The organism is Halolamina salifodinae, assembly GCF_017874235.1.
Lineage (GTDB): Archaea > Halobacteriota > Halobacteria > Halobacteriales > Haloferacaceae > Halolamina > Halolamina salifodinae.
Genome location: NZ_JAGGLC010000002.1, coordinates 43,712 through 70,207 on the forward strand (window position 1 = coordinate 43,712; position 26,496 = coordinate 70,207).

Here is a 26,496-nt window from a genome sequence, read left to right on the forward strand (position 1 = left end):
GGATCCGCCGCCCGCGCGGCGACGAACCCCCGGAAGCTAACTCGGCCGGGGGCCAACCTGCGAGTATGATCGAGAACGGATCCGGCGAGGAGAGCCGGCGGTCGGTCCGGCTGATCGGCGCACCGACCGACTACGGGCAGGACCGGCGTGGCGTCGACATGGGGCCGTCGGCGATCCGCTACGGCGGTCTGAGCGACGGGCTGGCGAACGCGGGCGTCGACACTCAGGACGCGGGCGACCTGCTCGTTCCCCGCGCCGAGGAGCGCGACCCCGAGTACCGCACGCCGAGCGAGGGGAAGGCCCGTTTCCTCCGGGAGACGGAGGACGTCTGCGGACGGCTGTCGAACGAGGTCCAGCAGTCCCTCGCGGACGGCCACACGCCGCTGGTGCTCGGCGGCGACCACTCTATCGCCATCGGGAGTGTCGCCGGCGCCGCGGCCGAGGCGGACATCGGCGCCATCTGGTTCGACGCCCACGCGGACCTGAACACGCCGACAACGACGCCCTCGGGCAACGTCCACGGGATGCCACTGGCGGCGCTGCTGGGCGTCGACGAGTGGGCGGGCGTCGACTGGGCGAACGCCCCCAGCCTCTCGCGGGAGAACGTCGCCATCGTCGGCCTGCGCTCGGTCGACGACGACGAGCGCGAACTGCTCCGGGAGAGCGAAATCAGCGCCTACACGATGTCCGAGATCGACCGCCGGGGGCTGGCCAACGTGGTCGAGGAGGCGCTCGCGGTCGCGGGCAACGGCGCCGAGGGCTACCACGTTAGCCTCGACCTCGACTGGCTGGACCCGACTATCGCACCCGGCGTCGGAACGCCGGTCCGCGGGGGCGTGAACTACCGCGAGGCCCATCACGCGATGGAGCAGGTCGCCGAAGACGGCGGCCTGCGCTCGATGGAGATGGTCGAAGTGAACCCCACGCTCGACCAGCACAACGAGACCGCCGAACTGGCGGTCGAACTGGCGGCCAGCGCGTTCGGCAAGCGCATCCTCTGAGCACGTTCGTGCATTTCTCCAGCCGGCTGTAAGGCAACGTTTACACTCTCGTGCTCACACGCTCCGGGCATGGAGACCGTTCTGGTGATCGGCGGCGGCGGCCGCGAGCACGCAATCGTGCGGGCGCTGGCGCCCGACGCCGAGGTGTACGCGCTGGCGAGCAACCGCAACCCCGGGATCGACGCGCTCACGGAAGGGGTCGAGATCGCCGACGGCACTGACACCGACGCGGTCGTCGCCTACGCCGCGGAGATCGGCGCCGACGCCGCCGTCGTCGGCCCGGAGTCCGCGCTCGCGGCGGGCGTCGCCGACGCGCTCGCGGAGGCTGGCGTGTTCACGTTCGGCCCGACTGCCGAGGCCGCCCGGATCGAGACGGACAAGGCCTACCAGCGGGAGTTCATGGCCGAGAACGAGATTCCCGGAACCCCGGGGTTCGAGACGTTCGACAGTGCTGCCGCGGCCGCAGACTACGTCGAGGAGGTCGACGAGGACGTGGCGGTCAAGCCGACGGGGCTGACCGGCGGGAAGGGCGTGCGCGTGACCGGCGATCAGGTGAGCCACGCCGAAGCGGCCGACTACGTCCGTGAGAGCGGCCACGACGAGTGGGTGATCGAGGAGCGACTCGTCGGCGAGGAGTTCACGGTCCAGGCGTTCGTGGCGGACGGCGTCGTCCGCCCGACCCCCGCAGTGCAGGACCACAAGCGTGCCTACGAGGGCGACGAAGGGCCCAACACCGGCGGGATGGGGAGCTACAGCGACGCCGGGCCGATGCTGCCGTTCATGACCCGTGGGGACTACCACGACGCCGTCGAAATCCTTTCGGCGACCGTCGACGCCCTCCCAGAGTACACGGGCGTGCTCTACGGCCAGTTCATGCTGACCAGTGAGGGGCCGAAGGTGGTGGAGTTCAACGCGCGCTTCGGCGACCCCGAGGCGATGAACGTGCTCCCCGTGATGCGGACGCCGCTGCTCGACATCGTCACGGCCGCGCGCGAGGGAGATCGACTACCCGAGCCGGCGTTCGACAACCGCGCGACGGTCTGTAAGTACGCGGTGCCGGCGGGTTACCCGACGGGCCCCGACTCGGGCGCGGAGATCACCGTCGACGAGTCGACCGTCGAGGCGGCCGCCGAGGCACACGGCGGCGACGCGCTGCTGTTCTACGCCTCCGTCGACGCCCGCGATGAGGGGCTGTTCACGACAACCTCGCGGTCCTTTGCGGTCGTCGGTGTTGCCGACGACATCCCGACTGCGGAGGCCATCGCCGCCGACGCGCTGGACGCGGCGGGCGAGGGGTTACGGGTTCGTGAGGACGTCGGGACTGAAGAACTGGTGCAGTCCCGTATCGACCACATGGCGTCGCTACGGGACTGAACGGACGACAGGAAACGGGGCGGGGCTACTCGAACTGCTGGACCACTTCGAGGTCGCGGTCGGTCCGCATGAACTGGGCAAGCCGACGAGTCGCGTGACAGTCCGCGCAACTGTGGTTTTGGTCGCTCGCGGGGAGGTCGCTCGGGTTCGACTCCCACTCCTTGCTACATTCCGGACACTGTAGGCGGACGAACGCTTCGACCATGACACACGGTGGGACCCGACGGCCGATAAAGCTTATCGCGGATTCGGTCTCAGGCTGGGTGGGTGAGGTTCGCCATTAGCTGACGGACGTTCGGCCCCTCCTCGTCCTCGCGCTCCTGCGGGAAGATGCCCATCGGCACGACCACGTCGCCCTCGTGGTTGAAGTTCGCGATCAGCAGGAACACCGGTACCTCGTTACCGTCGACGGTCACCGTCGCCGAGAGCTTCGTCACGGTTCGGGCCGAGCCGAGACTATCGACCTGCTCCTCGGACTCCTGGCTCACGTCGCTCATGTTGTCGAACCGCTCCTGGAACCGCTTTGCCAGCTCCTCGTTGCTCAGGTTCGAGATGGGGTTGAACGTCTGGCCCGCCACCTCGACCTGTGGCGAGGTGAACGCCGCGAACACGCCCACGTCGGAGCTGCCGCCGAGGAAGGAGAGTTCGATCTCCTTGCGGTACTCGGTCACCGTGTTGGTGACTTCGACGTCCTGCCCGGCGAACGTTCGGGTCATCGTGGGCTGGCGCTGGCCGGTCTGCTCGTAGCCCGTGTCGCCAGGATCGGTCTCGGCGTACTCGGCGCTGAAACTCGTCGACCCGCTACAGCCGGCCAGCCCCGCGACGCCGGCGACTGTCAGCGCACCGACTGCTCGTCGTGTAAGCTCCATACACTCCTGTTGCCGCGAGGTGGGCATAAACCTCGTGGCCGACAGTTCGCGGGCGGTGACACGCCGATAGCGGCGCTCGGCCGCTTAGCTCCCCGGAAGGATGTCCCCGAGCGCGCCGCCGATGGCCATCCCGACGAAACAGACCGCCGTCTGGCAGAGTGCGACCCACGGCTCGGTCCAGTCGACGCGCCCCCACGCGGTCATCGTCCCGAACGCGGTGAGGCCGGCGATGGTGATCAACCCCACCGGGCGCCGCGGGATCACGCCGAGAACGGGGTCGACGACCCGCACGTCCTGGATCTCGGCCACGTAGAGCAGGCCGACGACCATGGCCATGCCGAACGCGAGCGTCCCGAAGAAGTAGAGCGGGTGACTCGAGAGGAAGACGCCGGCCTCGAGGGTGCCGCCCTCGATGACCATCGGGATGCCGAACACGACGCTGCCGACCAGCGCCTCGGCAGCGTCGTGGCGGTCGAACCCCTTGATCACGCGACCGAAGACGGCCCCCTCCTGGTCGATGCGTCTGGGTGTTCGCCCGGGAGCCCCGGCGTCGACGCCGTGGTGTATGCTCGTCAGAGCGTCGGCAGGCACAGTAAGCGTTTGGTCCGGGCGAACGCTCAAGTAGGGGAGCGCGGCCACGTCCGACATGCCTAAACTGGGCGCCCCCCACCAGTCGGTAGTGAGTTGGCGCGACCTGTTCGGCCACCCCGAACCCTACCCCGAGCAGCGCGACGGTATCGAGGCGGCCGTCGACGCCGCGGAAGACGACGGCTTCCTCGCGCTTGAGGGCGCCTGCGGCACTGGGAAGACGATGCTCGCGCTCTCGGCAGGGCTGGACCGCGTGCGCGACCCCGATTCCGACTTCGAGCGCGTGCTGGTCCTGACCAGCGTCAAGCAGCAACTACGCCAGTTCGAGGACGACCTCCGAACGATCAACGAGGACCTCCCCGACGAGTACGACCCGGTCTCGGGGCTCACCCTCGTCGGGAAAGCAGACGTGTGTCCGTACGCGCGCGAGAACCGCGGCGGCGTCGACGACGGGAACGTCTACGACCGCTGTGAGGGCTTGCGCGAGCGCACTCGGAACCTCGTCGGCGACGGCGGCCCGACGACGGCCGACGCGCTGGCGAGTCAGGCCCGCAGCCAGCAGGTCGGCATCGCCGATTCGGGAAGCAGCGGCGCCGACTACCTCGAAACCGCGGGCGAACCGACACCGTACCGCCCGGAAACCGAGGAGTACGGGAGCGGGACGGGGGGAACGGAGTACTGCCCGTTCTACGCGCAGTACCTCGCGGATCTCCCGGAGGACGGCGACCCCGCTGAGGCCGTGCCCTTTGACTTCACCGACATGGGCCTGATCGATACCGAGGAGCTCGTGGGGCTTGCGGCGGGCCACGGCACCTGTCCGCACTCGATCATGGGCGCGATTCTCGGCCATGTCGAGGTCGTGATCGGCAACTACTACCACGCGTTCGACCCGACCACGGCGGGGCAGTTCACCGGGGCGCTCGTCGACGACTCGACGTTCGTGGTCTGTGACGAGGCCCACATGCTCGAACCGCGCGTGCGTGACCTCGTCAGCGACGGCGTGGGCGACCGCACCCTCCGGGACGCGGTCTCGGAGCTTACCCGGATTCTGCAGGCCGTCGAGTTCGCAGACTCGCCGGCACGGACAGCCGGCGAGGGCGACGACAAGCCCACGCCCTCCACCGGTGGGGACGAAGACCCGCCGGCACGGACAGCCGGCGAGGGCGACGCCGACCTCGTCCGCGGCGAACTCAAGGAGAGCGACGTGAAACTGGACGAACTCCGGAATTTGCGGGATTTCTGCGAATCCCTGCGGGAGGAGTTGGACCGCCGGGTGAAGGCCCACCTCGACGGCGAGCGGCCGGGCTGGCGCGCCGGACTGAACGACCTCGACGACGACGAACTCCCGCTGCGAGATCCCGAGACGCCCGAGAAAGACGAGATCACGGAGTGGGCCGAGAAGGAGGGGTTCGGCGCGGGAGTCTGGGCGCGGGCGGAGGTCGTCGGCGCGGTCGTCGCCCGGATCCTGAACGAGGTGGAGGACGAGGACGCCTCCCGCGCCGTCACGCCCGTCGGGCGCGTGCTGAACGCGTGGTACCGGGAGGACCACGAGTCGTTCTTCCGGGAGATCGAGTTGGAGCGCACGTGGGACGAGACCGAGCGTCCGGACTCGTGGCGCCGAGCGTACAACGCGCGGCTGGCGCTGCACAACTGCGTCCCGAGTCAGGCCATCGGCGACCGCCTCGCGGAGTTCGGCGGCGGCGTGCTGATGAGCGCGACGCTCGAACCCCTCGACGTGTTCCGGGAGGTGACCGGGCTGAACCACCTCGAAAGCGAGGGGCGCCCCGTCACCACCCGGAGCTACGGGCTGGGGTTCCCCGAGGAGAACCACGAGTCGTTTGCCGTCGACGTGCCGAAGTTCACGTACGGCAATCGGGGTGATCCCGGGGAGGAGACCGACTGCCGGCGGATGCACGTCGACGCTGCCGCGACGGTGGCGCGCTCGCCCGGGAACGTGCTCGTGGGGATGCCGAGTTACGGCGAGGCGGAGTGGATGGCCGGGGCACTCGAAGAGCGCCTCGAGAAGCCCGTGCTGCTCGATAGCTCCTCGACCGACGAGGTGACCGAGGAACTCAAAGCCGAGTTCTTCCGCGGCGAGCCGAAAGTCCTCGTGACGAGCATCCGCGGGACGCTCACGGAGGGCGTCGACTACCAGGGCGACCGGCTTTCGGCCGCCGTGGTCTGTGGCGTCCCGATCATCAACACCGCCTCCCCGCGGACGCGCGCGGTTCGGACCGCCTACGACCGCGAATTTGGGGATGTTCCCACGGGCGGAGCGAGCGGGAGCCAGCGGGGCGGAACGTCCCGCAGTGGGTTCGAAACCGCACTGACGGTGCCAGCGGTCCGGAAAGCCCGGCAGGCCATCGGTCGCGTGATCCGCGGACCGGAGGAGGTGGGGATCCGCGCGCTCGTCGACGCCCGCTACGCCCGGGAGTCCTGGAACTCGGTTCGGGAGTATCTCCCCGAACGGGAGCGCGAGGAGTTTCAGCCGGTCTCTCCGGACATGCTCCAACTCGGCGTCGAGCGCTTCTGGGACCAGCATCGCTGAAAGCGGTCCATACTGACTGTTCAGTCAACACTTTAGCCCGGGGGATGAATGGGAGAGTATGGCAGACGACTTCCTCGAACGCCTCGCGAGCCTTCCAAGCGTCCAGCACGCCGTCGCCTCCCCCGACGGCGACCGCGTCGCCCTCTACTACGACGTGACCGGGCGCAACGAACTCCACGTCCTCGAGATAGGGACCGGCCAGATCCGGCAGGTCAGCGACGGCGAAGTCCCCCGGAACGCGCGCTGGCACATCAAGTGGAGCGTGGACGGCGACGCGGTCTACTTCCACGACGACGAGGGCGGCAACGAGCAGAACGACATCTATCGGATCGGCGTCCGCGGCGAGGCGGAGGGCGAAGTCGAACAGCTCACCGCCCTCGACGGCCAGACTGCGCTGCAGGACGTGGCCGACGACGGCGAGACGCTGCTACTCGGGTCGAACCGCGACGGCCAGATGAACCTCTTCAGCTTCGACCTGCCCAGCGGCGAGGCGACGAAGCTGACCGACTACGACCGCGCGGCGGGCGGCGGCGGCTTCTCGCCGGACGTGGACCAGATCGCCTACACGACCAACGAGTCCGACGACTACAACAATCAGGACGTCTACGTCGCCGACGCCGACGGCTCGGACCCGCGGAACCTCCACATCGGCGAGGATGGCGCCGAGGCCGGCTTCGCTGACTGGGGCCCGGAGGGCAATCGCCTGCTCGTCTCGGACAACACCGAGAACTTCTCGCGCTGCGGGGTCTACGACCTCGAAACGGACGAGGTCGAGTGGTTCGGCGACCTGACTGCCGAGGAGAGTCCCGTCGCCTTTACGCCCGCCGGCGACCGATTCCTCGCGCTGCGCACGCGCGACGCCGCCGTCGTACCCCTGCTCTACGATATCGAGACCGGCGAGGGCCGCGAACTCGACGTGCCTGAGGGCGTCGCCGCCTTCTCCGGCGCGGGGTCGCCGATGCTCGAGGGCGACCGCGTGCTCGTGAGCCACACCACGCCGGACAGCCGCCCGGACCTGCTGGCTCACGATCTCGAGAGCGGCGAGACGGAGACGCTGCTGGCGGCCGACTACGGCGACCTCGACCCGGACCGATTCGTCGACGCCGACTACTTCACGTTCGAGAGCCACGACGGCCTCGAAATCGGCGCGCTGCTGTACGACTCCGGCGAGCGCCCGTCGCCGCTGGTGGTCAACCCCCACGGCGGCCCGCGCGCCGCGGACTACCGCGCGTTCGGCATGTACACGCAGTTCCTGCTCTCCCGGGGCTACTCGGTGCTGCAGGTGAACTACCGCGGCTCCACCGGCCGGGGCCGGGAGTTCGTCGAACGCCTCTACGACGATTGGGGCGGCGCCGAACAGGAGGACATCGCCGAGGCGGTCCGGCAGGTCACCGCCGAGGACTGGGTCGACGAGGACCGCGCCGTCGTGTTCGGCGGCTCCTACGGTGGCTACTCCGCCTACTGGCAGATGGTCCAGTCCCCCGAACTGTACGCCGCGGGCATCGCCTGGATCGGCGTGACGGATCTGGAAGACATGTTCGAGAACACGATGCCCCACTTCCGCACCGAACTGCTGGAGAAGTATCTCGGCACGCCCGAGGAGAACCCTCAGCTCTACCGGGAGCGCTCGCCGGTCACGCACGTCGAGAACCTCGCCGGACCGCTGCTGATGGTCCACGGCGTCAACGACCGCCGGGTTCCCGTCTCACAGGCCCGCATCTTCCGGGACGCGCTGGAGGAAGCCGGCTACGAGGAGGGGGAGACGCCCGCGGCGTCTCCGGAAGGCGGCGAAGCCGCCGGCGACTACGAGTACGTCGAACTCGGCGAGGAGGGCCACGCCTCCTCGGACATCGACCAGAAGATCCGAATGTTGCGCACGCTGGACGACTTCCTGCAGCGACGCCTCCCCGAGGCGACGACGACGCCCGAGGCGTAGTCGGGCGAACCGCGGCGCTTTTTACGGACAGGGCCAACGGTTTCGACAGTCGACGCTCCCGAGAACGACGCGCGTCTATCCGAACCATTTATAGTGGAGAACGCCACCTCTTGTGCCATGCCAACAGCCGACGATAGAGGCGGAACGATCGAACGTATCGGATTCCGGATGTCCGGCGTCGTCGAACGCTGGATGCCGAGCCCGTTCGTCTTCGCCATCCTGTTGACGTATCTGGTGTTCGTCGCGGGGCTCCTGACCGGATCGGGCCCCGTCGACCTCCTCGGATACTGGTACGACGGGTTCTGGGCGTTCCTCGGTTTCTCGATGCAGATGGTGCTGATCCTGATGACGGGGTTTGCCATCGCCTACCACCCGCGAGTCAACAACCTGCTCCAGCGACTCGCGCGGGTCCCGAACACCGGGGCGCAGGCCGCGGCGTTCGTCGGCGCTATCTCGATGTCGCTGGCGTGGGTCCACTGGGGGTTCAGCCTCATCATGGGCGCCATCTTCGCCCGCGAGATGGGGAAGGTCGCCCACGAGGAGGGGATCGATGTCCACTACCCGCTGCTGGCGGTCGGCGGCTACATGGGCCTCGGCCTGACGTGGCACTGGGGGCTCTCGGCGTCGGCGCCGCTGCAGCTAACGGACGCGAATAACATCGGTGAGGGGACCGGGTTCGACTTCCTCGGTTCGACGATTCCTGCCGCAGAGACCATCTTCCACCCGTACGCGCTGACACTGACAGTAACCTCGATCATCTTCGCGTCAATCGTGCTCTACGTACTCGCACCCACGGGCGACCGCGCGAAGGGGATCACCGAGTACGTCGACGAGTCCGACCTGTTCGACTCCGCGGCCGACGGCGGCACCGACACCGAGGGCGCCGCCGATGCCGTCGACGAACCGCCCGCCGATGAGGGCGACACCCCCTCCGAGCGGATGAACAACAGCCGGGTCCTGGGCGGCCTGATCGCGCTCTCGGGCGTGCTGATCCTGATCTACCAGTTCGTCCAGAGCGGCATGGGCGCGTTCACGTTGAACGCGGTCAACTTCGGCTTCCTGTTCGCCGGCATTCTGGTCTACCAGCGCCCGGCGTACTACCGCGACCGGTTCAACGAGGCCGCCGGCGCCGCTGCCGGTATCGTGCTCCTGTTCCCCTTCTTCGCCGGGATTCAGGGCATCATGACCGGTGCGGGACTGGCGACGCTGCTCGCTGAGGCACTGCTCGGCGTGTCGACGCCGGCGACGTACCCGGTCATTGCGTGGGTTACTGGCGCCATCGCGAACCTGTTTGTCCCCTCCGGCGGGGGCGAGTGGCTGGTCGTCGGCCCGTCGGTGCTACAGGCCGCACAGGACCTCGGCGTCCCCTACGGCCAGGCGACCATCGCCTACGCCGTCGGCGACGCGCACACGAACCTGCTGAACCCGTTCTGGGCGCTGCCGCTGCTGGCGATCACCGGCGTGCGGGCCCGGGAGATGTTCGGCTACGCCATCGCGATGCTGCTGGCGCTGATCCCGTTCCTCACGATTGCGCTGTACGCGATCCCGTACTGAACCGTCGATCACACTGCTAACCCCGCCACTATGCGTCGCCCCTACTACGGTTGGGTCGTCGCGGCGGCCTCGTTTCTCGGCACGTTCGTCGTCTTCGGCCTGAGCTACTCCTTCGCCGTCTTTCTGGAGCGGATCGTCGAGACGTTCGGCGGCTCCCGGGGGCTGAGTTCGCTCGCTTTCGGCGTCCAGACGCTCGCCATCTACGTCGGTGCCAGCGTGCTCGGCGTGCTGATCGACCGCTACGGCACCCACCGGATGCTGCTGGTCGGGACGCTGCTCACCGCGGGTGGGCTGGCGGCTGCGAGCCGTGCCGGCAGCCTCCCGGTGCTGATACTGACGTACGGCGTCGTGACTGGCGTCGGGCTGAGCATCGTCTACGTCGTCGCCTACGCCACCGTGACGCGGTGGTTCGACCGGCGGCTCGGCCTCGCTGGCGGCCTCTCCTCGGCTGGATTGGGCGTCGGGATGTTCATCGTCGTCCCGTCCGCGGCCTGGCTGATCGCCCGACTCGGCTGGCGGGACGTGCTGCTCGCGCTGGCGGCGGTTTCTGGCGCGCTGCTCTTGCTCGCCACCGTTCTGGTTCGCGACGATCCGGTCTCGGCTGGCGTCGACCCGCCGCCCGAGGAGTTCGTCGGCGCGCCGCCGACGCCGAACCGTGAGCCCCTCCGTGAGCAGTATGCGGCCGTCAGGGGGATCGCGCTCACCCGGTCGTTCGGGCTGCTGTTCGTCGGCTGGGTGTTGGTGTACGGAACGCTGTACGCCGTCCTCGCACATCTCGTGCTCTACGCCGAGGGGCTGGGGCTCCCGGCAGCGGTCGGACCGGCGGCGCTGGCGGTCGTTGGCCTCACGAGCGCGCTCGGGCGTGTCGCTATCGGCCACGTCGCCGACACGGCCGGTCGGCTCCGGGTGTTCGTCACCTGCTCGGCCGCGATGGGGCTGGCGACGCTGGGGCTGGTCGCCGCCGGATCGACGCTCGGCGTCGTCGCCTTCGCGGTGGGGTTCGGGCTGGCTTACGGCGGCAACGGCGCGCTGCTCTCGCCGCTGACGGCCGAACTGTTCGGTCGTGAACAGATCAACGCGGTGTTCGGCCTGCTCTCGATGGCGTTCGCGGTCTCGGGGCTCATCGCACCGCTGGCGGCGGGCGCGACCTACGACCAGTGGGGGAGCTACGAGCCGGCGTTTCTGGTCGCCGGGCTGGCGGCACTCGTCGGCGCGGGCGCGGTCTGGCTTGCGGGAAGGCGGGCCTAGACGGCGCTACTGTCCGAAACGGACCCAGACGGCAAACGTGAGAAACAGCCCTGTCACGAGCGCCAGTAGCCGAGCCCCGTATCGAATCCACGACGGAACCTCGTGGTTCGTCAACGTGGCCGCGCTGTAGACAGCGAGGAGGCACAGGAAAATCGCAGTAGCCACCTCGATACTGTTCGGAAATGGCGGTGGCGTGGGGGACACATGGCGGACGAGAACCGCGGTTCGTGTAGTCCTTCTGGGGTGGCTAAGCGTGGCTAGGGGCGTTGGACGCTCGATCCGCGAAAAAATCGTACCGCGGCGACCGGCGCTTACTCCAGGTCGAAGCGGTCGTTCTGCATGACCTTCGTCCAGGCGTCGACGAAGTCCTCGACGAACTTCTCCTCGCCGTCGTCGGCCCCGTAGACGTCCGCGGTGGCGCGGAGTCGGGCGTTGGAACCGAAGACGAGGTCGAAGCGGGTCGCCTCCCACTCGAGTTCGCCGGTGTCGCGGTCGTAGCCCTCGAACAGCCGCTCGTCCTCGTCGACGGCCTCCCACTCGTAGTCCATCGTGAGCACGTTCTGGAAGAAGTCGTTGGTGAGCGCCCCGGGCTGCTCCGTCAGGACGCCCCGGTCGGTGTCCTGGTAGGTCGCGCCCAGCGCGCGCATGCCGCCGACTAGCACCGTCAGCTCGGGCACCGAGAGGTTCAGCAGTTCGGCCTTGTCGACCATCCGCTCCTCGAGCGATTCGTACAGGTCGTCCCAGTCGCCCTCGCCGAGGTAGTTGCGGAACGCGTCGGCCTTCGGCTCGAGATGCTCGAAGGACTCCTCGTCGGTCTGCTCTGCAGTCGCGTCGGTGCGACCCGGCTCAAACGGCACGTCGACGTCGTAGCCGGCCTCGGCGGCGGCCTGCTCGACGGCGGCGTTGCCGCCCAGCACGATCAGGTCCGCGAGCGAGACGCGCACGTCGTCGTCGCGCGAACTGTTGAACTCCGCCTGCACGCCCTCGAGGGTCTCGAGAACGGTCTCGAGACCCTCGGGCTCGTTGACCTCCCAGCTACGCTGGGGCTCGAGACGGATGCGGGCGCCGTTGGCGCCGCCGCGCTTGTCGCTGTCGCGGTACGTCGACGCCGACGCCCACGCGGTCTTGGCGAGCTGCGAGACGGTCAGATCCGTATCGAGGACCGCGTCCGTGAGCTCCTCGGCCTCGGCGTCGCCGATGAACTCGTAGTCGGCGTCCGGGAGCGGATCCTGCCAGACGAACGTCTCCTCGGGCACTTCCGGGCCGAGGAGTCGCTCGGGCGGGCCCATGTCGCGGTGGATCAGCTTGTACCACGCCTTCGCGAACGCTTCCTGGAACTCGTCGGGGTTCTCCTGGAAGCGCTCGAGCACTGCACGGAAGTCGTCGTCGTGCTTCAGGGCGACGTCCGTGGTGAGCATCATCGGCTCCTCGGTATCGTCGCCGTGGGGTTCCGGCGCCTCCTCGATGTCGCCGACGGGCTCCCACTGCCACGCGCCGCCGGGACCCTTGACCGAGGTCCAGTCGTGGTTCAGGAGGTTGTCGATGTAGGCCATGTCCCACTGGATCGGCGAGTCGTTCCAGGGGCCCTCGATCCCGCTGGTGATCGCGTCGGGGCCTTTCCCCTCGCCGAACTCGTTCTCCCAGCCGAGGCCCTGCAGGTCGATGGGGGCGTCCTCGGGCTCCGGGCCGACGTTCTCGTCGGGGTCGTCGGCGCCGTGGACCTTCCCGAACGTGTGGCCGCCGGCGATGAGGGCGACGGTCTCCTCGTCGTTCATCGCCATGCGGCTGAACTCCTCGCGGATGTTCGCGGCCGAGCCCTCGACGTCAGGCTCGCCGTACGGGCCTTCGGGGTTCACGTAGATCAGGCCCATCACGGTGTTGGCGAGCGGGTCCTTGAGGTTCCCAACTTTGCCGTCCTCGAAGCGCTCGGGCGAGGTTGTCTCCCAGTCCTCCTCGGGGCCCCAGGTGACGGCCTCGTTGGACTTGAACTCGTCCTCGCGGCCGCCCGCGAAGCCGAACGTCTCGAAGCCCATCGACTCCAGGGCGACGTTGCCGGCGAGGACGATCAGGTCGCCCCACGAGAGCGTGGGGCCGTACTTCTGCTTGACCGGCTGGAGCAGACGACGTGCCTTGTCGAGGTTGACGTTGTCCGGCCAGCTACTCTCCGGCGGCAGGCGCTGGAGCCCACCGGCCGCGCCGGCGCGACCGTCGGCGGTTCGGTAGGTCCCGGCGCTGTGCCAGGCCATCCGGATGAACAGCGGCCCGTAGTGCCCGTAGTCTGCCGGCCACCAGTCCTGCGAGTCGGTCATCACGTCCTCGATGTCCGATTTGACCTCCTCGAGGTCGTGTTTCTGGAACTCCTCCGCGTAGTCGAACGCCTCCTCGTAGGGGCCGACGTTCCGGACGTTGTCGTCGAGGATGCCCAGATCCAGTAGCTCTGGCCACCACTCCTGAATACTCTTTGCCATCGTGATGTAGATGCCCCGTCCGTGTATTAAGCTTGTCCAACTGGGCAATGGTTTTCCATAAAAGAAACCATAGTAGCTTCTGGGCAAACGATACTCGCCAATACTGAAACATTAGATATTGGAACGGAATTTACTTTTCTCGATGTGGGTCCATTCGCGTGTCAACCGGCGTCAACAGGCGCTCTATGAACTATTCTGAGGATCACAGATCTACCGGTGGAAAGAAGCCGCCGTAACTCTCGCGTGCCGTCCAGTCGGGGGTCCGACCCCGGACCGGCCCTGACCGCTGCTTATGAAACGAACCCATTAGTGAACTGTTGACTTGATAAATGCTTTAGTAACAAACACGCTGATTCGTGCGCATGGAAGACGGCGGGACCCAGGGAGATGCCGAGACCGTCGCCCGGGTCCGGATCACCGACGCGACGTTCTCGCTCGATACCGACTGGCAGTTCACCTACGTCGACGACCGTGCCCGGGAGCTGTTCGGCCTCGAGGACAGGGACGTAGTCGGCCGCTCGATCTGGCTCATCGTCCCCGAGTTGGCGGGGTCGGCGTTCCAGGACCGCTGTGCGGAAGCGATGGGCCGAGGTCGCTCGCTCCGGGTCGAACAGCCGGTCCCGTCGCTGGAGAAGCGCTTCTCGATGCGACTCTACCCCTCGGAAACGGGGGTCACCGTCTGTGCCCGCGAAGTCCCGCCCGACGAACAGCGCGGCGAACGTCTCCAGCGCACTGTCGCAGAGACGATCACCGACGCGGTGGTGACTATCGACGGCGACAGCACGATCCGGCGGGCCAACCGGGCTATCGAAGCGGTGTTCGGCTACACGCCCGCGGAACTGATCGGCGAACCACTCTCGACGCTGATGCCCGAGGGGTACGCCGAACGCCACCGCGACGCGGTAGAACGCTATCTCGAGACCGGCGAGCGCACGATGGACTGGCGCGGAACCGAACTGCCGGGCGTGCGCAAGGACGGCGAACGGATCGACCTGAGTATCTCGTTTGCGGCCCACGAGGACGACGGCCAACGCTTCACCGGTGTCATCCGGGACGTGACCGACCGAAACCGCCGGGAACGCGCGCTCCGGGAGGCAAACGACGTGATCGCCGACACCGAGGCCGACCTCGACGAGAAGACCGACCGACTGCTCGAGATCTGTCGGGACGCCGTGGACACGTCGTTCGCGACGCTCTCGCAGGCCGCGGGCAGCGACTATCTGTTCGACAGCGTGCTCGCGCCCGCGGACGCGGGACTGGAGTCGGGCGACGTGGTTCCGCTCTCCTCGACCAACTGCGAGCACGTGATCGAGACCGGCGAGACGCTGGTACTCGACGACATCGCCGAGCAGGCACCAGCGCTCGCGGATCGCGCCGGCAACGTCGACCTCGGCGTCGGGTGTTATCTCGGCGCCCCGATTCACGTCGATGGCGAGACCGTGGGGACGTTCTGCTTCTACGGCGACGGCCCCCGCGACCAGCCGTTTACCGACTGGCAGGTCGCGTTCGTCGAGCATCTGGCCGCCTGGATCGGCAACGAACTCGAGCGACAGCGCTACGTCGGTCGGCTGACCGCGCTCGACGAACTCAATCAGGTCGTGCAGGCGGTCACCGACGAGGCCATCTCCCAGCCCACGCGCGCGGCGATCGAACGTCGGACCTGCGAGGCTATCGCCGAGACCGACTCCTACCTGTTCGCCTGGATCGGCGAAGCAAACCCCGGGGACCAGTCCGTCGAACCCCGCGCTGAAGCCGGCGTAGAGGGGTACGCCGACGCGGTCTCGATCTCGGTCGACCCGGAGGAGCAGGAGAGCGAGGGGCCGACCGGGCGGGCGTTCCGCACCGGCGAGGTCCAGACCGTCCACGACGTCGTCAGCGACCCCGACTACCGGCCGTGGCAGGACAGCGCCCACGACTACGGCTTCCGCTCGTCGGCGGCGGTGCCCATCGAACACGAGGGGACCATCTACGGCGTGTTGAACGTCTACACCGGTCGGGTGAACGCGTTCACGGGCGCGGAACGGGACGTGATCGGCCTGCTCGGGAAGATCGTCGGCCACGCCATCGCGGCAATCGACCGCAAACAGGTGCTGCTGGCGGACTCGGTGATCGATCTTGAGTTCCGCGTGACCGACGTGTTCGAGTCGTTCGACGCCGATCTGGGGGCCGGCGACGCCGTCCACATCGACGCGGCTGTCCCTCGGGAAAACGACGAGTTCGTCGTGTTCGGCACGACCGACGAGGGCGGCATCGACCTGGTGAAACAGCTGATCGCGGCGGACTCGAACTGGGAGGAACTACTTGCGACCCGGGAGACCGACGCCGGGCGCTCCTTCGAGGTGCTCATCGTCGGTCCCCACCTCCTCTCGGCGGTCAGCGCCGTCGGGGGGCGGTTCGTGGAGGCGGTCATCCGCGACGGCGACCTCCGGTCCCGGATCCAACTGCCGACCGACGCCGACGCCCGCGAGGTGCTCGATTCCGTGCGCGAGCGCTACCCGCAGACGACGCTAGTCTCCAAGCAGGAGGTCCAGGCGACGGAGTCGGACGCCCGGTCGGGGCCGGCAGTCGACGTCGAGGAACTCACCGAGCGACGGCTGGAGACGCTACGGACAGCCTACCACGCCGGCTACTTCGAGTGGCCCCGGGAGGCCGCCGGCGAGGAGGTGGCCGAACTGCTCGACATCGCGCCGCCGACGTTCTCCCAGCATCTCCGCGCGGCCGAGCAGGCGGTGTTCGAGATGCTGTTCGAGGAGTCCGAGCGGCCGTGACCCGACCGCGCGGGGACAGAAGTTTAGGGGGAGGACATCCAACCTCCGACAAGTATGGGGGAACCGACTGACTCCGGCGAGATGTGGGGGTCCGGGAGCCGGGGCTGGGTCGCCGATGGATGTGGTCGCCCGTATCGGCGAGCGCGACATGCTGGGGGCCGCTGACGGTGTCCGAGAGCGAACTCGAGGTGCTGCTGGTCGAGGACAACCCTGGCGACGCCCGCCTGATCGAGGAGATGCTCCACGACGCGGAGACGCTGCTCGAGCGGGTGGATCTCGGCGCGTCGACGGCCGGATCGCTGCGCATCCACAGCGAACAGTCACTACAGGCGGGGATCTCCCGCCTGAATCGCGTCGCCGTCGACGTGGTGTTGCTGGATCTGGGGCTCCCCGACAGCACCGGAATGGAGACGCTCACCTCGGTTATCGACATCGCCGGCCGGGTGCCCGTCATCGTGCTCACGGGCCTCCAGGACGAGCGCGTCGGCATCGAGGCGATCAAACACGGCGCCCAGGACTACCTCGTGAAGGACGAGGTGAGCAGCGAACTGCTCGTCCGGTCGATCCACCACGCCATCGAGCGGAACCGACAGGAACTCGAGCGAACCCGCCGCCACCGCCAGTTAGAGGCGCTCAACAGCTTCACCCGGGAGCTGATGGACGCGGAGACGCCGGCTGCGGTCGGCGAGCGTGTCGTCGACGCCGCGGCGGACCGCCTCGGCCTGCCGGTGATGGCCGTCGCGCTGTACGACGCCGATGTCGGCGAACTCCGGCCCGCTGCGACGACGAGCGCCGCGGACGCGCTGGATATCGGCGCGCTGCTGTCGGCCCCCGACGCCCCCGGCTGGCGGGCGTTCGCCGAGGGCGGCGACCCCGTGACCATCGCCAACGAATCGGTGCCCGAGGGGGTATCGGAGTTGGCGCTGTTCCCGATGGGCAGCCATGGCGTGCTCCTCGTGGGGACGCCGACGCAGAACGGGATCAGCGCGGCCGACTTCGACTTCGTCGGGTCCGTCGCGGGCAACGTCGAATCCGCGCTCGACCGGGTCGAGCGCGAGCGCGAGCGCGAGGAGCGCGAACAGCTCCTCGAGGAGCAGAACCGCACGCTCGAGCGGCTGAACAGGATCAACGACATCATTCGCAGCATCTCCCGGGCGCTCGTGCGGGCGTCGACGCGAGAAGAGATCGAGACCGTCGCCTGCGAGGAGTTGGCCGGGGCGGGCCCGTATGGGCTGGCATGGATCGGCGAGATCGACCGGACGGACGAGGTCGTCATCCGCGAGCGGGCCGGCGCCGATAGCGGCGTCGAGGCCGACGGGATCGGGGCGCTCGCAGGCCCGGCCTCCCCGAGCGATTCGGCCGTCCGCGACCGAAGCCCCCAGATCGTCAACGACGTGCTCGGCGACGGCGAGTTCGAGCCCTGGCAGCGCGCGGCGCTGGATCGGGGCTACCACGCGACGGCGTCGTTCCCGCTCGAGTACGAAGACGCGGTGTACGGCACGCTCAGCGTCTACGCCGAGCAGACCGGCGTGTTCGGCGATCTGGAGCGGGCGGTGCTCGCCGAACTCGCGGACACCATCGCCTACGCCATCAACGCCGCCGAGAGCAAGAAGGCCCTGACGGGGGCGGAGGTCACCCGACTCGAGTTCGACGTCTCGGAGACCGACATCCCGTTCGTTCGGCTGGCTCGGGATCTCGACGCCTCACTGGTCGCGGAGAACTTCGTGTTCGAGTCGGACGGCGGCGTCCGGCGCTTCCTCACGACCCGCGGCGTCCCCGCGGAGGCGGTGCTCGAGGGCGCCGAGACGCTTCCAGTCCGGGAGTTCACGCTGGTCTCGTCCTACAAAGTCGACAGCGAGCCAGTCTGTCTGTTCCGGGCCGGGGTGAGCGAAGAGAGCCCCGAGGCGACGATGCTCGAACACGGTGCCCGGCCCCTGGAGCTCAGCGCCGGCGGCGGCGAGGCGACGGTGGTGGCGGAACTCGGCGCCGACGCGCCGGTTCGGGAGTTCGTCGACCTGTTCACCGACCGTTTCCCGGGCACGAGCCTGACCGCCCAGCGCAGCGTCCAGCGCACCGACCGCTCGGTCGCCCAGCAGCGCGCCTCGGTCACCGAGACGCTGACGGACCGCCAGCTCGAGGCGATCCGGACGGCCTTCTTCAGCGGCTACTTCGACCGCCCGCGGAAACACACGGGGACGGAGATCGCCGAGGCGATGGGCATCTCCCAGCCCACGTTCAGCCACCACCTGCGGGAGGCCCAGCGACGGCTCTGTGCGTCACTGTTCGGCGACGGCGCCGCCGATGCGACAGCCGACGACGGCGAGTAGCTTTCGACCCTATACTGATAGCCCACCCCCAGAAGACGGCTCGGTAAATATAGCCGACAGCACGATGGGGGAACACCCCGTTACATCGCATGCAGTAGAACGGAGGGACACGTCGACCGTTACGCCGACGCATTCCGGCATCCCCCCCACCCCACATCCCAACGGTCGGTCGTGAACCACGCCCGCCCCACATCGGGCGTGCCCCGCCGTTTACCAGTTCTCTACCCGCGAACGGGAGTTATACCCAAACCAGTTAGGCCGTAACGTAAGGTGTCCCCAGACGTATCTAGTAAATGCATACCACGGGTCAGTGTGACTCGGGTACTGCAGTCGTGACAGAACTGGCGTGGGCCGGTCGGGGAACCGATCGGCTCGTGGAGTGGTGGGTCGGGGTGGACCCGTCAGGCCGGCGCCGTGGACGCCGGCCGTGGGATCTTTCGAGAAAACGCGTCGCTTAGAACGTCGGTTCGTCCTCGCTGCTGCCCTCCTGCATCGCGGGGTCCTGTTGGTCTTCGACGGTCTGGGTGAACAGGTCGCTCTCGAGTTCCTCGCTGGGTTCCTCCTCGATATCGTACGCCGAGACGCCGCGCTGGAGCAGGTCCTCGACGGCGCGCTCGCGGTTCAGGAACTCCCCGGACTCGACGAGTCGGTTCAGTTCGCCGGTGATACGGTCGGGTAGGTCGACCTCTATCTGTGCCATATCACCCTTCGATGCTGGAGGGGTGTGAATTTTCCGCTCCGCACGGGGGGGACAGGTCTGCTTTTTCACCCCGCCGACGGTACGCTCCCCTATGCAGGCTGACGCCATCGATCCGCGAGCGGCGGCGGCGCTCGAGCGCCGTCGATTCTCCATCCCGCACAACCGCTACGCCCTCAAGGCCGTCCGGACGGTTGCTCGCCTCGCCAGCAAGTACGGCATCCGGGACCGCCCCGAGGTGGCGGACGTAACCGATCTCACCCTTCCCGGGCCCGGCGGCGATGTCGCGATGCGCCGGTACATCCCCACGACTGACGGCGACGTACCGACGGTCGTCTTCTTCCATGGCGGCGGCTACGTCCTCGGCGGCCTCGAGACACACGACGCGCTCTGTCGACGACTTGCCCGGGAGAGCGGTTGTGTCGTGCTCTCGGTGGCCTACCGATTGGCGCCCGAACACCCGTTCCCCGCGGCCGTCGAGGACTGCTACGCGGCGACCGAGTGGGCTGGGGCCAATCCCGAGCAGTTGGGTGGCGTGCCCGGGCTTGCGGTCGCGGGCGACAGCGCGGGCGGGACGCTCGCGGCCGTCGTCTCCCTGCTGGCCGCTGAGCGCGACGGGCCCGAAATCGCCCATCAAGCGCTCATCTACCCCGCCATCGGCGTCGACGAGGAACAGGGGTCCGTACAGGAGAACGCGGGCATCGTGCTCGCCGAGGCGGATCTTCGCTTCTTCCGGAACTGCTACCTCGAGAGTTCGATCCACGAACGCAACCCCTACGCCGACCCCGCACAGGCGGCCGACCTCTCGGGACTCCCCCCGGCGACCGTGATCACGGCGGGGTTCGATCCGCTCCGGGACGGGGCGAAGGAGTACGCCGAGCGACTCGTCGGCGACGGCGTTGACGTGCGCTACAAGAACTACCCAGCACAGGTCCACGGGTTCGCGACGATGCAGATCGACGCCGCCGAGGCCGTGGCCGCCGACGTTGGCAAGGATCTCGGGTCAGCGCTGCGGGAGTGAGCGCGATCTGGTTCTGCATCCGACAGTATCGGTGCCCGCTATCGAACAGATAAACCGCATACAGCGATATTGATTCAGGGGCGGTTCCCGCTGTTCGCCTCCCGCCAGAGCGACTCGTACAGCGAGTCGGCCACCTGTTCCCGGAGCCGTTCGGTGGTTTCGGCGTCGACGTCCACCGCTTTCGCGTCGTCGCCGACGAGGCTGCGGGCGCCCGCAGTGTCGATAGTCACCGTTCCGAGGCGACGACGCCGCTGGAACACCGTCTCCGAACTCAGCACGGTCTGAACCCGGTAGTAGGGGACGACTTTGAGCCGCTGGACCCAGAACCCGTTCCGGGTCACGACGTGGTCCTCGCCGACGTAGTAGCCGCGGTGCTTCCACTGGATGTGGGCCGCGAGGGGCACGAGGGGGAGCGCCACCAGCGGCGCCCACCAGTACAGCGAGCCCCCGATAGCGGTCTGGAGGAGGAAGACGAGCCCGGCGAGAACTCCCAACGCGCCAGCGTAGCGCACCGCGTAGCGCTGGCGCGCCCGTTTCGGCGGCCGCTCGAACTGCACGTCCCCGACCTGCTCGATGGAGTTCGCGAGTTCGATCACCCGGTCGCGCTCGGCGACCGGGACCGCCGACTGTGAGCCGCCCTGACTCCCCTCGCCGCCGCTCTGTCCCGCGGTCTCGATCTCCAGCGAGGCGTAGCCCAGCGCCCGCGCGAGAACGTTCTCGGTGACGGTGAGTGACTGCACCTTCGAGAGAGGGATCGTCCCGCTGTATCGCTGGATGAGGCCGCGCTTGTAGCGCAACTCCCCCGGGGCCCGTGAGAGGGTGAAGCCGTAGTAGAGGGTCGCATTGATCGCGCCGTAGGCGAGTCCCAGGGCGACGATGCCCGCGAGCGTGGCCAGCGGGCCGAACAGCCCGCCGAGCCCCTGATCGAGCGCGAAGAACCACTCGCTCTCGGTCAACGACCCCAGCGCGGGGAGGACCACCGAGCCGACGACGAACAGGATCGAGACGAGCTGGATGTCCGCGGAGACCAGCGCGAGCACGCCCAGTTCGCGGTCGCTGATCTCGAACAGCGTCTCGGTCGCCGCGTCGGCGGCTGGCTCGCCGTCCTCCGCGCGGCTCAGTCGGCTGATCTCCCGCTGGAGCGCGCCGGCCCGATCTTTGCCCACGAACTTGAGGTGGGCCTCGGCGCCGCTCGCGCCCGCGGTTTCGAGACGGACCGCGGCGATGTCGAGCACGCGCTGAACGATGTTCTGGCTGATGTCGACGTTCTGGATCCGGTGGAGCGGGATCTCGCGGTCGCGCCGGGCGAACACGCCCGAACGGATATCGAACGTGTCCGCGGTGAGTTCGTACTCGAAGCGACGGTAGTAGGCGACGCCGTAGCCGACGACCACGGCGGCGATCAGCCCCGCGAGTGCGACGGCACCGGCGGCGCCGAGAACCCCCTCGACCGCGCCGAACGCGGGCGCGCCGACGAACAGCACGAAGACGACGACCCCCAGCCCCTGTTCGACGACGCGGTACGGCACCGACAGCGGGTGGAGGCGGAACGGCCGGTCCGTGAGCGGCGTCTCGGCGGCGGTCGACTCGGCATCAGTCATACTGCGTCTGCCCCCTCGGACTCGGTAGTGAGCCGTTCGAGGCGGCGCTGCAGTGTCGCGGCGCGGTCGGGGGTCAGCCCCGGGACCGTCACGTCGGCGCCGCGGGACCCGGCGGTGTAGACGACCAGCGTCGACAGGCCGAGCAGCCGTTCGAGCGGGCTCCGCCGCGTGTCGATATGCTGGACGCGGACGTACGGGACGGCCGTCTGCACCCGGGTCAGGACGCCGCGGCTGAGAAACAGCGAGTCCGCGCGAACGACGTACATCCACGACCGATACAGCAGCACGGCCCGGACGACGCCGATGAGGACGAACAATACGAACACGGCGCCGCCGACCGTGGCTGCGGTCCGGATGCTCCCGTCGAGGAACGACGTCGCTACCCCGACGCCGTAGGCGATAGCGGTGGCGAGCGCGCCGATGACTGCCGCCCCGATGGTCGAGCGGAGGATCCACTGGAGCCGAACCGTCGACGCCAACTCCCGCGGGGTGTCGAGAACTGCCTCGTCGATCCCCGCGGCGGCCGCGACGGAGGGCTGGTCGCTCGGGTCGCCGTCAGCACTGGCAGCCGCATCGTCGGGCGCCGAATCATCAGCGGTCGGCGTCGGCTCCGCGGCTGGCGGCTCGTCGGGAGGGTCGCTCATACCCAAATAATGGCCGACGGCGGCTTAATCGTACCGCCGGCGTCGGGGTATGGACAGTTTCGCAGCCTCGCTGGCCGACGGGGACGCGAAAATCGGCTGCGGCGATCAGTGGTCGTCGAACCAGGTCGAGAGCTCCTCGAGCCGGTGGATCGCGCGGTCCGGGTCGCCGATGTTGTGGTGCTCGTTCGGGTAGATCACCAGCCGGGAGTCGACGCCCTGCTTGCGGACCGAGACGAACAGCTGTTCGGCCTGCGTCGGCGGGCAGCGCCAGTCCTTCTCGCCGGCGGTGATCAGCAGCGGCGTGTCGACGTTGCCCACGTCGGTGATCGAGGAGATCTCCCGGTAGGTGTCGACGTTCTCCCACGGGAGGCCGAACTCGTCCTCGTGCCAGAGGTGGTTGTCGTCGGTGCCGAACGTGGCGTAGAAGTCGTAGATCCCGTGTTCGGCGGCGGCGCCGGCGAACAGGTCGGACTTCGTGACCGCCGCGGCGGTTGTGATCCCGCCGTAGGAGAAACCGGTGAGGTAGAGCCGATCCTCGTCGGCCCAGCCCTCGGAGACGAGATGTTCGGCGCCGGTGACCACGTCGTCGACCTCCTTGTCGCCGCGGGTGCCTCGCAGGCGCTCAGCGAACTCTTGGCCGTAGGAGGTCGAGCCGCGGTAGTTGGTCCGCAGGACGATGTAGCCCTGGCTCACCCAGAACAGCTGATCGAAACCGAAGGTAGGCGAGTCGTACGCCATCGGCCCGCCGTGGACCGAGGAGACCACGGGATGGGGTTCCGGGTCCTCGGGGTCGAACTCCGGCGGGAGGTACGCGAGGCCGTGGATCGTGACGCCGTCGGAGTTCTCCCACGAGACCCGCACACAGTCGTGAGGCTCGTCGACGAGGTCCGCGTTGACGGCGCTGACCTGCGCCAGCCCCGCCTCGTCGGCTTCGGCACCCTTCTCCGCATCCAGACCCTCGCGGCCCATCGCGTAGATGTCGGCGCCCTCGGTCGGGTCGGCCATCCGGAACGCGAGCGTGTCGCCGTCGTCCGAAACGGAGAGCCCCGAAACCGAGCGACTGCGACCCTGTGCGACGAACACGCGCTCGGGGTCGTCACCATGGGCGTTCAGCCGGACCAACCGGGTGTTACCCTCGTCACCGAACAGGCCAACGAGGGTGTCGCCGTCGAGCCATTGGGGCTCGCCACCGAACGCGATAGTTCGGTCGAGCGATGCGGAGATCGACTCCAGCTCGCCGGTATCGAGGTCGAGGACGTACGCTTCGCTGGGTTTGTACCAGTTGTACGGGTCGCCGCCACTGAGGGCGAGTCGGCTGCCGTCGGGCGACCATTCGGGGCCGCCGATCCGGAGGCCGGCGTCGGTCACCTGCTCGTAGCCGGTGCCGTCGGGGCGGATGGTGTAGACGTTCCGGACGTGGGTGTCGTCGGGGTCCTCCTCGTGCTGAGCGACGAAGGCGATCCGGTCGCCGTCCGGCGACCACGAGGGCTGGAGGCCGTAGCGGTCGCCCTTCTGGTCGTCGTCGTAGGCCTGATCCAGCCGAACGGTCTCGCGGCTGTCGACGTCGACGACGAACAGGTAGGTGCTTACCTCGTCCAGCCAGCCGGCGCCGTCGGATTTGTGCTGGAGGCGGTCGATCTCGATGGGTCCGTCGTCCTGGCGCTGGCGGAGGTACTCCTCGTCCTCCTCGGTCGGGTCGCGGGCGGCGACGACGAGGCGCTCGCCGTCGGGCCCCCAGTCGAACTCGTTGACGCCGTAGTCGCGGTCGGTGACCTGCCGGGCGTCGCCGCCGCGGGCCATGTCGAACGACCAGACCTGCGGTTTCGGGCCGTCGCCGACCGGTTCGCTCTCCGCTTCTTCCTCGTCGGCGGCGTCCTCGTCATCGGCGTCCTCCTCGGCGCCGTTCTCGACGGCGAGGCCGGCGTCGGTGTCCCGGGCGGCGACGAACGCCAGCCGGTCGCCGTCGGGCGACCACTTGGGGGAGGACGCGCTGGAGGCGCGGGTGAGTCGGTACGGGTCGGCGGAGCCGTCGGTCGGGGCGACGAACAGCGACGTGTGGCGGTCGTCCTCCTCGCTGTCGAACTCACTGACGAGGAACGCCACGCGCTCGCCGTCCGGGGAGACGGCGGCGCCCGTCGCGATCGAGAAGTCGTAGAACCGCTCTGGTGAGAGTTCGTCCACGACGACGGTGTGGGTCCGTCCCACAAAAGCGTACGGACCGCGGCCGTTCTGACAGCCTTCCTAGCTGTCGCCCTCGCCCCGGATCGCGCGGCCGACGATCCGGCGCGTGTCGCCCACGAGGCGGATCAGCGCGCCCCGGCGGGAGACAAACAGGAACAGCGCGAGCAGCACGTACGCCAGCGTGAACAGGTGCAGCAGGTCGATCTCGGAGATCGGGATGTGGATGATCTCACGCAGCGCGAGGAACTCCACGATCACCTGCGAGAGGAACAGGAGCAGCAGGCCGACCGCCTCGCGCACGTCGATCTCGAAGTTGATGATCAACGCGATGGCGAACAGCGACTGGGCGGCCGTGATCCAGATCTCGGCGGCCTGCTTGGCGTCGAACTCGAGGGCGCCGTACTGGCCCAGCGCGATGGAGTGGACGATCACGAGCGTCCCGATCAGCAGCGTCCACTGGTTCAGCTTCGAGGAGACCAGCGCGTTGAAGCCGGCCGTCGAGCGGGCCTTCCGGACCAGCACGACGACGACGATGAGTTCGGGCGATTCGGAGGCCAGTGGGGCGATCCACTGGATCATGAAGAAGGAGGGGACGCCGACGGCCTCGCCCATCAGTTCGAGGCTGTGAGCGAACGGCTCGACGGCGGTGAAGATGATGACGCCGGAGAACGCAAAGAGCGCGATCACGGTCAGCGCGCGATAGGGGTTGGGGATCTCCCCAAGCATCGCCGGTACGCCGACGTGTTCGACCTCCTCCTCTGGCTCACCCCTGAGGACGACGCCGATGTAGAGGACGTAGAGACCGACCAGGAACAGCATGTCGAAGATGTCGATCCCGCCGCCCAGCGGGACGAGGAACGCCCACGCGGTCGCGGCGAGCAGGAACGCGACCTCGAGGCTGATGTCCCGGTCGAGCGAGACGGCGTCCTTGAGGTAGCCCGCGCGGTCCTTTACCGCGGGGTCCTCGCTGGCGCCCGAGCGGAACACGGTGAAGAGGGCAACGCCAGCCCACCCGATCCCGATCAGGATGCGGTTGGCGCCGGTCATGTTCGCGACTGCGAGGTTGCCGGCCTCGGCGCCGGCAGGGGTGCCGGCCTGCACGCCGGCCTGCCAGGCGTAGAGGGCGTCGACGGCGTACTCCGGTGCGACAGCGAGCACCGCGAGCACGGCGATGGCGAACGCGCGGGGGACGTCCTTCTCGGCAGTCTCGGCTCCCCAGGTCAGCAGGAACGAGGCGCCGAGGATCCCCACGCCGGCGACGACGACGGTCAGCCCGGGAGAGAAGCCGTGGGCGGCCCCGCCAAGCCAACTCCCCAGCCACGGGATAGTCAGTAGCGCTGCGGCGACGAGTACGGCCAGTTTTCTCGTGTTCATGTCCGTTCGGTCTGCTCTGAGCGAACAGCGGCCACCGTAAAAACCACAGGATACCGCCGCCGCCGGCGTTCAGTGGCCATAGCGGCCCGCTCCCGGCCATCCACGCTGATCCCCGCATCGACACAGATACTTGTTTGAGAGCCCCCGAGGCGGCCGTGAACGGAAGATAGAGGGGCTAACGGACGGTTCGGCGGCGTTCGGACGTAGCATGGTGGGACTGTTCACAATTTCTAAAAATCATGAATAGTCCGGAATGTATCGGCGGCGCACAGTTCGTGAGAACTCTTAAGTGCGCTG

The 26,496-nt window shown here is 68.3% G+C and carries 18 protein-coding genes; 9 read left to right on the forward strand and 9 right to left on the reverse strand.

All coding sequences use genetic code 11. The features are described from left to right. The first annotated feature begins 65 nt into the window (after nt 1-65). Together rocF and purD are read left to right on the forward strand one after the other, a co-directional pair. Entirely contained in the window at nt 66-1,001 is a 936-nt protein-coding gene (rocF, locus tag J2753_RS04855; RefSeq protein WP_209490806.1) for an arginase, read from the forward strand. 69 nt (nt 1,002-1,070) lie between these two features. Beyond that, nucleotides 1,071-2,375, forward strand: a complete 1,305-nt coding sequence (gene purD / locus J2753_RS04860) for a phosphoribosylamine--glycine ligase (protein ID WP_209490807.1) — start codon at nt 1,071-1,073, stop codon at nt 2,373-2,375. A 25-nt stretch (nt 2,376-2,400) separates the two neighbouring features. On the opposite strand, the gene J2753_RS04865 is transcribed toward purD, so the two are convergent. From J2753_RS04865 to J2753_RS04875, 3 genes are all read right to left on the reverse strand, one after another. Further along, nucleotides 2,401-2,580, reverse strand: a complete 180-nt coding sequence (locus J2753_RS04865; RefSeq protein WP_209490808.1) for a DUF7836 family putative zinc-binding protein — start codon at nt 2,578-2,580, stop codon at nt 2,401-2,403. 49 nt (nt 2,581-2,629) lie between these two features. Further along, entirely contained in the window at nt 2,630-3,244 is a 615-nt protein-coding gene (locus J2753_RS04870; RefSeq protein WP_209490809.1) for a DUF6517 family protein, read from the reverse strand. Nucleotides 3,245-3,328: 84 nt separating this feature from the next. Beyond that, on the reverse strand, nt 3,329-3,835 hold the full coding sequence (locus J2753_RS04875) for a DUF2391 domain-containing protein (RefSeq protein WP_209490810.1): 507 nt from the start codon (nt 3,833-3,835) through the stop codon (nt 3,329-3,331). 55 nt (nt 3,836-3,890) lie between these two features. Between J2753_RS04875 and J2753_RS04880 the strand changes: the two genes are divergently transcribed. From J2753_RS04880 to J2753_RS04895, 4 genes are all read left to right on the forward strand, one after another. After that, nucleotides 3,891-6,380, forward strand: coding sequence for an ATP-dependent DNA helicase (locus J2753_RS04880; RefSeq protein WP_209490811.1), 2,490 nt, complete (start codon nt 3,891-3,893; stop codon nt 6,378-6,380). 58 nt (nt 6,381-6,438) lie between these two features. Then, nucleotides 6,439-8,316 (forward strand): S9 family peptidase, encoded by a 1,878-nt coding sequence (locus J2753_RS04885; RefSeq protein ID WP_209490812.1) that lies wholly within the window; start codon nt 6,439-6,441, stop codon nt 8,314-8,316. A gap of 117 nt (nt 8,317-8,433) precedes the next feature. Continuing rightward, nucleotides 8,434-9,870 (forward strand): short-chain fatty acid transporter, encoded by a 1,437-nt coding sequence (locus tag J2753_RS04890; RefSeq protein ID WP_209490813.1) that lies wholly within the window; start codon nt 8,434-8,436, stop codon nt 9,868-9,870. 30 nt (nt 9,871-9,900) lie between these two features. Then, nucleotides 9,901-11,118, forward strand: a complete 1,218-nt coding sequence (locus tag J2753_RS04895) for an MFS transporter (protein WP_209490814.1) — start codon at nt 9,901-9,903, stop codon at nt 11,116-11,118. Between the two features lie 311 nt (nt 11,119-11,429). Here J2753_RS04895 and katG read toward each other — a convergent pair whose 3' ends face one another. Then, nucleotides 11,430-13,586, reverse strand: coding sequence for a catalase/peroxidase HPI (katG, locus tag J2753_RS04900; protein ID WP_209490815.1), 2,157 nt, complete (start codon nt 13,584-13,586; stop codon nt 11,430-11,432). Between the two features lie 362 nt (nt 13,587-13,948). Here katG and J2753_RS04905 point away from each other — a divergent pair, with 362 nt between their 5' ends. Both J2753_RS04905 and J2753_RS04910 read left to right on the forward strand, forming a co-directional pair. Continuing rightward, nucleotides 13,949-16,354 carry a GAF domain-containing protein gene (locus J2753_RS04905; protein WP_209490816.1) on the forward strand — a complete coding sequence of 802 codons (2,406 nt, stop codon included), beginning with the start codon at nt 13,949-13,951 and terminating at the stop codon, nt 16,352-16,354. 167 nt (nt 16,355-16,521) lie between these two features. Further along, on the forward strand, nt 16,522-18,681 hold the full coding sequence (locus tag J2753_RS04910; protein WP_209490817.1) for a bacterio-opsin activator domain-containing protein: 2,160 nt from the start codon (nt 16,522-16,524) through the stop codon (nt 18,679-18,681). A 454-nt stretch (nt 18,682-19,135) separates the two neighbouring features. On the opposite strand, the gene J2753_RS04915 is transcribed toward J2753_RS04910, so the two are convergent. Beyond that, a complete protein-coding gene (locus J2753_RS04915; protein WP_209490818.1) occupies nt 19,136-19,381 on the reverse strand; it encodes a DUF7120 family protein in 246 nt (81 codons plus the stop codon). A 91-nt stretch (nt 19,382-19,472) separates the two neighbouring features. On the opposite strand from J2753_RS04915, the gene J2753_RS04920 reads away from it, so the two are divergent. After that, entirely contained in the window at nt 19,473-20,399 is a 927-nt protein-coding gene (locus J2753_RS04920; protein ID WP_209490819.1) for an alpha/beta hydrolase, read from the forward strand. Between the two features lie 74 nt (nt 20,400-20,473). Here J2753_RS04920 and J2753_RS04925 read toward each other — a convergent pair whose 3' ends face one another. From J2753_RS04925 to J2753_RS04940, 4 genes are all read right to left on the reverse strand, one after another. Further along, nucleotides 20,474-22,000 carry a PH domain-containing protein gene (locus tag J2753_RS04925; protein ID WP_209490820.1) on the reverse strand — a complete coding sequence of 509 codons (1,527 nt, stop codon included), beginning with the start codon at nt 21,998-22,000 and terminating at the stop codon, nt 20,474-20,476. Beyond that, nucleotides 21,997-22,644: a PH domain-containing protein gene (locus J2753_RS04930; protein ID WP_209490821.1), complete on the reverse strand. Its 648-nt coding sequence runs from the start codon at nt 22,642-22,644 to the stop codon at nt 21,997-21,999. The genes J2753_RS04925 and J2753_RS04930 overlap by 4 nt, the downstream gene beginning before the upstream one ends. A gap of 105 nt (nt 22,645-22,749) precedes the next feature. Then, nucleotides 22,750-24,825: a S9 family peptidase gene (locus J2753_RS04935; RefSeq protein WP_209490822.1), complete on the reverse strand. Its 2,076-nt coding sequence runs from the start codon at nt 24,823-24,825 to the stop codon at nt 22,750-22,752. Between the two features lie 60 nt (nt 24,826-24,885). After that, the gene (locus J2753_RS04940) at nt 24,886-26,199 is read right to left on the reverse strand and encodes a sodium:calcium antiporter (protein ID WP_209490823.1); all 1,314 of its coding nucleotides are present in this window, start codon (nt 26,197-26,199) and stop codon (nt 24,886-24,888) included. Nucleotides 26,200-26,496 lie beyond the last annotated feature (297 nt).

What these genes read in the sequence shown, in the direction of transcription:
- J2753_RS04925 (WP_209490820.1), bottom strand. Translation starts at nt 22,000, where the DNA reads ATGACTGATGCCGAGTCGACCGCCGCCGAGACGCCGCTCACGGACCGG.
- purD (WP_209490807.1), top strand. Translation starts at nt 1,071, where the DNA reads ATGGAGACCGTTCTGGTGATCGGCGGCGGCGGCCGCGAGCACGCAATC.
- J2753_RS04920 (WP_209490819.1), top strand. Translation starts at nt 19,473, where the DNA reads ATGCAGGCTGACGCCATCGATCCGCGAGCGGCGGCGGCGCTCGAGCGC.
- J2753_RS04880 (WP_209490811.1), top strand. Translation starts at nt 3,891, where the DNA reads ATGCCTAAACTGGGCGCCCCCCACCAGTCGGTAGTGAGTTGGCGCGAC.
- J2753_RS04915 (WP_209490818.1), bottom strand. Translation starts at nt 19,381, where the DNA reads ATGGCACAGATAGAGGTCGACCTACCCGACCGTATCACCGGCGAACTG.
- J2753_RS04890 (WP_209490813.1), top strand. Translation starts at nt 8,434, where the DNA reads ATGCCAACAGCCGACGATAGAGGCGGAACGATCGAACGTATCGGATTC.
- J2753_RS04885 (WP_209490812.1), top strand. Translation starts at nt 6,439, where the DNA reads ATGGCAGACGACTTCCTCGAACGCCTCGCGAGCCTTCCAAGCGTCCAG.
- J2753_RS04940 (WP_209490823.1), bottom strand. Translation starts at nt 26,199, where the DNA reads ATGAACACGAGAAAACTGGCCGTACTCGTCGCCGCAGCGCTACTGACT.
- rocF (WP_209490806.1), top strand. Translation starts at nt 66, where the DNA reads ATGATCGAGAACGGATCCGGCGAGGAGAGCCGGCGGTCGGTCCGGCTG.
- J2753_RS04870 (WP_209490809.1), bottom strand. Translation starts at nt 3,244, where the DNA reads ATGGAGCTTACACGACGAGCAGTCGGTGCGCTGACAGTCGCCGGCGTC.
- J2753_RS04905 (WP_209490816.1), top strand. Translation starts at nt 13,949, where the DNA reads ATGGAAGACGGCGGGACCCAGGGAGATGCCGAGACCGTCGCCCGGGTC.
- J2753_RS04895 (WP_209490814.1), top strand. Translation starts at nt 9,901, where the DNA reads ATGCGTCGCCCCTACTACGGTTGGGTCGTCGCGGCGGCCTCGTTTCTC.
- J2753_RS04930 (WP_209490821.1), bottom strand. Translation starts at nt 22,644, where the DNA reads ATGAGCGACCCTCCCGACGAGCCGCCAGCCGCGGAGCCGACGCCGACC.
- katG (WP_209490815.1), bottom strand. Translation starts at nt 13,586, where the DNA reads ATGGCAAAGAGTATTCAGGAGTGGTGGCCAGAGCTACTGGATCTGGGC.
- J2753_RS04865 (WP_209490808.1), bottom strand. Translation starts at nt 2,580, where the DNA reads ATGGTCGAAGCGTTCGTCCGCCTACAGTGTCCGGAATGTAGCAAGGAG.